8 protein-coding genes are annotated in these 8273 nt (G+C 44.1%); 5 read left to right on the plus strand and 3 right to left on the minus strand.

Annotated elements, in window-relative coordinates; genetic code table 11:
* Nucleotides 1-136 precede the first annotated feature (136 nt).
* From R7044_RS11405 to R7044_RS11415, 3 genes are all read right to left on the minus strand, one after another.
* On the minus strand, nt 137-805 hold the full coding sequence (locus tag R7044_RS11405) for a LuxR C-terminal-related transcriptional regulator (protein ID WP_021707603.1): 669 nt from the start codon (nt 803-805) through the stop codon (nt 137-139).
* A 246-nt stretch (nt 806-1051) separates the two neighbouring features.
* A complete protein-coding gene (locus R7044_RS11410) occupies nt 1052-1252 on the minus strand; it encodes a restriction endonuclease subunit S (RefSeq protein ID WP_005375165.1) in 201 nt (66 codons plus the stop codon).
* A 56-nt stretch (nt 1253-1308) separates the two neighbouring features.
* Nucleotides 1309-3225: a methyl-accepting chemotaxis protein gene (locus R7044_RS11415; RefSeq protein ID WP_053303850.1), complete on the minus strand. Its 1917-nt coding sequence runs from the start codon at nt 3223-3225 to the stop codon at nt 1309-1311.
* Nucleotides 3226-3535: 310 nt separating this feature from the next.
* Here R7044_RS11415 and R7044_RS11420 point away from each other — a divergent pair, with 310 nt between their 5' ends.
* The 5 genes from R7044_RS11420 to R7044_RS11440 all read left to right on the plus strand — a co-directional run.
* Nucleotides 3536-4492: an AAA family ATPase gene (locus R7044_RS11420; protein WP_064376401.1), complete on the plus strand. Its 957-nt coding sequence runs from the start codon at nt 3536-3538 to the stop codon at nt 4490-4492.
* 13 nt (nt 4493-4505) lie between these two features.
* Nucleotides 4506-5432 carry a DUF58 domain-containing protein gene (locus R7044_RS11425; RefSeq protein WP_025768548.1) on the plus strand — a complete coding sequence of 309 codons (927 nt, stop codon included), beginning with the start codon at nt 4506-4508 and terminating at the stop codon, nt 5430-5432.
* 37 nt (nt 5433-5469) lie between these two features.
* Nucleotides 5470-5946 carry a DUF4381 domain-containing protein gene (locus R7044_RS11430; RefSeq protein WP_047103940.1) on the plus strand — a complete coding sequence of 159 codons (477 nt, stop codon included), beginning with the start codon at nt 5470-5472 and terminating at the stop codon, nt 5944-5946.
* Nucleotides 5939-6943 (plus strand): vWA domain-containing protein, encoded by a 1005-nt coding sequence (locus R7044_RS11435; protein WP_050550100.1) that lies wholly within the window; start codon nt 5939-5941, stop codon nt 6941-6943. The genes R7044_RS11430 and R7044_RS11435 overlap by 8 nt, the downstream gene beginning before the upstream one ends.
* On the plus strand, nt 6936-8273 hold a 1338-nt coding region (locus tag R7044_RS11440; protein ID WP_225455586.1), incomplete at its 3' end, for a VWA domain-containing protein. The genes R7044_RS11435 and R7044_RS11440, both read left to right, overlap by 8 nt.

The following is an 8273-nucleotide window of genomic DNA, read 5'->3' on the forward strand; positions in this document are numbered from 1 at the left end:
TACTTTTTTAAATTCTAAAGTTATTAAAAAGAGAATCAAAAAAAGTGTTTCTCATAAAAGAAACACTTTTAACACATTCAGGTCACAGAAATTATTAAGAGTTTACTAAATTAGGCAACCTAATATTGCAATAGCATTACACCGTTAACGAGTTGTCTGAAATATTTTCCTTTGCCCAAATAAGTGCTTGAACCCTATTTTTCACATCAATCTTCTTGAAAATATTATGTAAATGCGTTTTTACCGTATTCTCGCTGACAAATAATTGTTCGGCGATTTGTTGATTGGACGCCCCCATGGAAAGAAAGGTAATTATTTGTTGCTCTCGTTTGGTCAGAATAGCGGAAACATTCTTATTTATAGGTTTGCAATGTCGACGAAGGTAAGTAATGTACTGCTGAGAAAACTTACGGCTGAACCACATATCTCCTTGAAGCACCTTACCAATACCAACTTGCAACGTTTTTATATCATCAGAGGTATAGAAAATACCGGCCAAAGTACGCCAAGCAAAGAGATCTTCTGTCGATATGGATTGCTCACAATTAATTAAGATTTCAAGCGTGTCTTTCTGCTTGGCGGCTTTAAACTCCGCATAACGGCGAAAAATTTCATCCGTGATCACGCTGCAATCAACAATAATGGCTGATGCAAGAGATTCATGTAACACTCCGTGAATCAGATTATCTGGCGTGATTAGAGCAACACTAATACCGAGTTTGGTCTCCAATACATCTTTCAACAGAGATGACTGTAGACTTCCCTCCGTGATTAAAATAACGTTTCTTTTTTTTTGCTGCTCCATCCTGATCGCATTCCCTTGGTCGTTTTTATTGAAATACGCAATAGATTTAGATAGAGCGGTAGTATTGTCAAGTATGAAAATCACTAGTACTAATTAATAACTCATTGAAGTGTCAATAATTTTTAAGTGGCAAGTATGTGAGAGGTATTAGCATTTTTCAGACATTAAAAAAGGGAGTATAAACTCCCTTTTTGTGTTTGAGCAGGTGATTTAATCACGCACGTTAGAGGCAAAACACCACCTAACTTAGTGGATTGGAACAGCGTTTTTTTGGTTAAACTTACCAAAGTGTTGTTCTAACACTTCTGGCGTCAGCTTACCTTCCGCTTCCAGCTTTTTCAGCTCAGCGACGATCGCTTTTTGCTCTTCTAGCGACGGCAGTTTTACTTCTGGCTCCTGAGCGGTTTCTTGAGAAATTTGCTCTAGTTCTTTTTCGAAGTCATTCATAGTACTTACCTAAAATTAATGATTGAACTTTTAAACTTCGCCTATTCTATCCAACTCTATAACTTGAAGCTACCAACCATCTTGTCTAAACGAGAAGAGAGCGCTTGAAGATCGCGACTTGCATCCGCCAACTCTTCTGCTGTCGCGGTTGTCATTTCATTTATCGCGTTGATTTCTTCGATATTTTGATTAATGGTATGCACCACCGTGGATTGCTCTTCCGTCGCCGTTGCAACTTGTGTATTACGATCAGAGATGTCGGTGATTCGTTCAGAAATACTGATTAATACCTCGACTGCTTCATCGGTAGAAGTAACCCCTTCTATGGTGACCGCTTTGCCCGCTTCCATAGCATTTACCGCGTCTTGTGCGTCACTTTGAAGCTGATTGATCATGCGCTGAATCTCTTCTGTAGAATCAGCCGTGCGTGAAGCTAGGTTTCTTACCTCATCAGCAACAACCGCAAAACCACGTCCCTGCTCACCAGCACGAGCAGCTTCAATTGCAGCGTTTAGCGCAAGTAAATTCGTTTGCTCAGAGATGTCACGAATTACACCCAGAATCGAGCCAATATCTTTGGTTGTCGATGCCAACTGCGTAACAACAATATTGGTTGTTTCAACATCATCGGCTAGGCGGCTGATCACCTCTTTTGCTTTCATCACAACTTCTCGACCAGTTTGAGTGTTATCTGAAGCCTGATTTGCCGTATCAGCAGCGGTAGCAGCGTTCGATGCAATTTCACTGATGGTCGCACCCATTTGGTTGATAGCTGCAACTACTTGAATGGTTTGATCACGCTGCTCTTGGCTGTTGTCGTGTGTGGATGTTGCTTTCGTTGACACACTTTCTGCCGCTTGACTTAATGAGCCACTGGTTAAAGCAACTTCTTTCATCGTGGCATGAATCTTCTCAATAAATCCATTAAAGCCTTTTGAAAGCTGAGCAATTTCATCATTACCCTTAATTTCAATACGCTGCGCCAAATCGCCTTCACCTTGCCCAAGGTCGGTAAAACGATCGGCAATCAGTCGGATTGGTTTCGTAATGCTGTTTGCCAACCATACGCCCATGAGGATGAATACAACGGCAACAATGATGGTCGTAAACAGCATTTTTTTAGCTGTCGCATTAAGGTCTGCGAATACTTCATCAACGGGAACCACGCCAATAACAAACCAGTTCATTGAAGGAACATACAAACTAGAAACAAAAGTATCCTGCCCTTCAAACTCCACATTAATTAGGTTGAAGCTATTTTTGTTCAACAGCGCACTTGCGTCACTACCAAATAGTTTAGTGATAGAAGTTTGGTTCTTACCTTGTTGGCGGTGTATTTGAATCTGGCCTTGTTCATTAGTGAGGAACACGTAACCCGTATCTTCAATTTTAAACCCATTGAGCAAAGCAACCATGTCTCCCATAGATTTAGAGAGACCTGACATTGATGTACCATTAAGATCTTGGAAATTGGCAAACATTTTCACTTCGCCATTTGCCTCTTGGAACACACTCACGGACGTTTCTTGACCAGACGACGTAAATCCAAAGAACCAAGCATCTTGCGTTCGGTTAAGTTGACGTAAGAATCCGTTTTGATTCCAGTAATATGCCGTTTGACGATTCGCTACCGACGCATCATTAAGACCATACTGTGATTTAACGTTATTGAGCTGCTGAACCAACTGAACTTCTACTGACGGATCACGGTCTGTATTAGATAGGGCTTCAACAATAAATTCGTTTGTAGCCAGCTGTTTTGCCGCTTGTTGCATTTCGACAACTTCGCGGTCAATTTCGGTATTGATTTGCTGCAACATCGCAGGTAGCTCGATGTCAATAAGACGATGGCTCAATACATCTCTCGCATGACGCTGAGCCATAACACCAACAATGATTGTTGATGCTAGAACAGCAAACGTAATGCCAAGTACAACCTTCTGTTTGATGCTCAAGGAATGAAGTTTCAACATATTCGGACCTTTTAAAAGAATCACTTGTTATTGGCCCCACAAGGGGAATCAGGTGCATATCTCATGACACGCACACCACGGAATCTTTATCGGCTCATATGTACAAAACTAGAGGCATTTCTCATTATATTATGAAAAATAAATGTAACACACTGTCAAATAAGCACTTTCAGAGATAGCACGTACTTGCAATTCTCTGTAGCGTCCCAATATTGAAAAGATAAATTGCAATAGAGCGTTGGAACTTTTTTCACATGGAAAATGACCAATACTCAACACGAAAATCACATGGATACCGAGAGTCCAAAGCATGCATAAATCTAACTTCGAAACTCTTCAGCAATACTTAGAGTCGCAGATCATCGGACAGCAAGATCTGGTAAAGCAACTGCTTGTTGCGCTTCTTGCGGATGGGCATATTTTAGTTGAAGGCCCTCCTGGGTTAGCAAAAACCCGTGCAGTAAAATCACTCTCAGACTGTGTTGAAGGCGACTTCCACCGCATTCAGTTCACCCCTGATTTGCTGCCAGCCGATTTAACCGGCACCGATATCTTCCGTCCCGAAACCGGAGAATTCACTTTCCAATCAGGTCCTATCTTCAACTCGCTTATTCTTGCGGATGAGATAAACCGTGCGCCAGCCAAAGTACAAGCGGCAATGCTTGAAGCAATGGCAGAGAAACAAGTCACAGCAGGTCGTCATACCTACCCGCTGCCAGAGTTGTTTTTGGTTATGGCAACTCAAAACCCGATAGAGCAAGAAGGGACCTACCCCCTTCCTGAAGCGCAGCTAGACCGCTTTTTATTGCATTTAGAAGTGGAATACCCAGATGCGGAGCATGAGCTATCTATCTTGCGTATTAACCGCGGAGAAGCAAAAGGCGAAGCAAAGGTTGAACGCCCAATGTTAAGCCAACAAAATATATTCACCGCACGTAAAGAAGTGTTGGATATTCATATGGCGGAAACGATAGAGCAGTACATCGTCCGTTTAGTTATGGCGACACGTCAAGCCAACGAATATGACACTGAGTTGGACAAGTGGTTGTCAATGGGTGTGAGTCCGCGTGCCACCATCGCTCTTGATCGCTGTGCACGTGCGCACGCTTGGCTTGCTGGTCGTGATTTTGTCTCTCCGGAAGATGTTCAAACCATGGCTTATCCGGTACTGCGCCACCGTTTATTGTTGAGTTACCACGCTCAAGCGGAAGGCATTACGGCAAACCAGGTCATCGATAAACTGCTAAACCTTGTTGGCAGTGCATAAACAGGTGAGTGATATGTCCGCTACACATTCATTACCACCTCATGCGAATGGGGTGACATTAACCCTTGAAGAGCTGCTCCAATATCGCACTCAATCTGTACGTTGGTTACCACCAGCACAGAGTCTCTGGTCGCAGATGAGTGGTAACCATACCAGTCGCCAAAAAGGGCGAGGTATGGATTTTATGGAGGTGCGCCAATATCAACCTGGCGACGATATTCGCAGCATTGATTGGCGAGTCACCGCTAGGACCGGTAAAGCACATACAAAATTGTTTGCAGAAGATAAAGAGCAAGCGGTCATTCTTTATCTTGATCTAAGTTCTAGTCTACATTTTGGATCTAAGTATGTACTCAAATCCGTTCAATTGGCCCACTTTGCCAGTGTTCTAATTTGGCTAACTCTAGCTAAAAAAGATCGCATCGGCGCAGTGATTGATGACGGACATCAATGTCTTGAATTTCGCCCCTCTTCTTTACAAAGACAAGGGCTGCGGATTCTTAACGCCATAGTCGACATACATAATGCGCAAGTAACTCGTACTGCAAGCAACGACACTCGTACACTGCCTTATACACAAGTATTGGAGACACTTCATACGCTCACCCCAAAAGGCAGCGAATTGATTATGCTCAGTGACTTTGCCCACGTAACACCAACGGAACTGGCACAACTACGTCGACTCAAACAACACAATAGCGTAAGGGCCGTTCAGTTTTATGATCCGTTAGAAAGAGGCGAAACAGACTTTAGAGGTCAAGTGAAAGCTTCGGATGGGCTGCATAGTCAATGGTTTAACTTTGGCTCTAAAGGACAACGAAGAGAACTCGAAAGCCACTTTACCCAACATCAAGAAACCATTAAGCAGCAGTGCCATTCGATAGCAATTCCATTTAACACGCTATCAAGTGGCTGGCCCTTAATTTCACAATTAAGCTAACAAACTGACAAGCAGTATTTATTAAGCAGTAATAATAATGACAACAAACAACCAAAGCCTAGACCTTGAACCTTTGATTTTGCCAAACGCTCCGGATTGGTTTCCGCTCGCTTGGGGATGGTGGGTGGTGCTTGCAGCCACCTTGCTCTTCGTTTTCGGCATTTGTCTTTATGTGAGATGGCGTAAAAAACACTTACGCGCAAAAAAGACAGCATTAACACTTTTAACTCAACCTACCACGCCTCATACCCCCTCTTCTGCTCTGGAAATATTGCGCCAGGCAGCATTGAGTTACTTTCCGCGTGAAGAGATCGCACCATTAACCGGAATCGCTTGGTATAAATTTCTCGATAGCCATACCAAAGAAAGTCGATTCGTAGACAAACAACATCAGTGGCAAGAAGCGTTGTATCAGAATTCTTCCCAAGGGCAGCATCAAAGCTTGGTAGACGATTGTGTCTTTTGGATAACCTACGCTTTGCCACCAAAGAAAAAGGCAAATAACCGTGACTGAGCAAACACTCATAACCGATCTTGCCCAATGGCTAAACATTGAATTTGTCTGGTGGTGGGCACTGTTTTTGTTGCCCATCCCATGGCTGGTATACAAGTTCCTGCCACAAGAATCTCAACAAGCCGAGATCAAATTGGCGTACTTACCAACCAATGAGAATCGCAGCAAGCCTAAGCAAGCGCTGCAAAAAGCACTTTCAATCGCGATCTGGGGCCTTCTTGTCGTCGCTTGTGCGCGTCCAGTTTGGTTTGGTGATCCCGTTGAATTCCAACCCAAATATCGGGACTTGATGTTAGTCGTCGATCTGTCCGGTTCGATGCAGCAGGAAGACATGGAACTCAACGGCGAATATATCGATCGCCTCACAGCAGTCAAAAAAGTTCTGTCTGATTTCGTAGCAAAGAGAAAAGGTGACCGTCTCGGAGTTGTTTTGTTTGGCGACCATGCTTATTTGCAAACACCACTCACTGCAGACCGAAAAAGCGTCATGCAACAGATTAATCAAACCGTCATCGGTTTGGTTGGTCAACGAACCGCCATTGGTGATGGTATTGGTTTAGGCACAAAAACCTTTGTAGACAGTGATGCTCCCCAACGAGTCATGATTTTGCTTAGTGACGGCAGCAATACTGCAGGGGTGCTCGAGCCGCTAGAAGCAGCGGAAATTGCGAAAAAATACAACGCCACTATTTACACCGTGGGCGTGGGCGCTGGTGAAATGATGGTGAAAGAGTTTTTCATGACTCGCAAAGTCAACACCGCAGCCGACTTAGATGAACAAACACTGACTAAAGTGGCAGAGGTGACAGGTGGACAATATTTTCGAGCGCGAGATACGGAAGAGCTCGAAAAGATTTATGACACCATCAACCAGCTAGAACCCGTATCTAGCGACACACAAACTTGGCGCCCACAGTCTGAATGGTTTCCATATCCATTAAGCGCTGCATTTGTATTATCGGTATTGTTATTCCTATTAAGGAGAAAACATGGCTGAGTTTATTTTCCTCAATCCTTATTGGCTTTTGGGGCTCATCGTGATCCCTATTGCACTCTTGCTTAATCACAAATTTAGAGCCCAAAAGTCCACACTGATTGCCCCTCACCTATCGCGGATGCTCGGACAAAACACGCAGTCTAAGCATTACTTCACTCTATGGGGTTTAGCTTGGGCAATAACTTGCATTTCATTAGCGGGGCCAAGCTGGCGGTCCAATGCTCGACCAAGCTTTGAGTTAAACCAAAACCGTATCTTGGTGCTTGATATGTCTCGCTCTATGTTTGCTACAGACATCAAACCCAATCGGCTAGCACAAACACGTTATAAGGCGCTCGATTTGCTGCCAAAATGGAAAGAGGGAGCCACTGGACTTATTGCTTACGCTGGCGATGCCTATAACTTAAGTCCACTGACAACTGATTCCAGTACGCTTGCGGGCATTATCGAAAATTTGTCACCAGAGCTGATGCCTTTTCAAGGAGCAAACCTGCCTGCCGCGATTGAACTTGCGATCAACCAGTTTTCTCAAGCCGGCACGCAACAAGGCGATATCATCGTGTTAGCGGATGATCTTGATACGTCAGAGCTGTCTCGCGCGTTAGATTTAGTCCAAGGTACAAAGTTTCGCATTTCTGTTCTTGCCGTCGGGACTCCTAACGGTGCACCTATCGCGCTGCCCGACGGCTCTCTGCTAAAAACGGCACAAGGCACAACCGTCGTAGCGAAAACAAATCTGAAAAATCTACAAACGCTAGCGAATAAGACTGGTGGCCTATTTGTTCCTATTCAACACACCAACCGTGACGTTGAAAACATCGCGGCCTTTACCAATAACATTGGTAGCCAGCTTTCTGCGACCCAAAGCGAAGAAGTTAAAACTGATTCTCGTCTCAACAGTGGCTTTTGGTTACTGCCGTTGTTACTTCTTCCTGCGGCTTTACTGTTTCGACGCGGCCTGATTTGGATGGTAGTTGCGACTGTAGTCCCAGTAACGTGGACACCGCATGCAGAAGCTAATCCGTTCTTAAATGCCGACCAACAAGGAGCGGAACTCTACAAGCAAGGTGAGTATGAACAGGCGCAAAACCTATTTACAAACCCAAGCTGGAAAGGAGCCGCCAGTTATCAAAAAGGTGACTACGAAGCCGCTATCGAAGCATTTTCTCATGATGCCTCCCTTAACGGCCGCTATAACCTCGCCAACTCGCTCGCTCAAAATGGTCAATTAGAAGATGCGGCTGATTTGTATAAAAAGCTGCTAGAGGAAAAGCCTAACTTTGAAGCCGCGAAGAAAAACCTATCGGTTGTAGAAGAAAAGCTAAAACAG

The sequence above is a fragment of the Vibrio sp. 1402 genome (assembly GCF_033340275.1).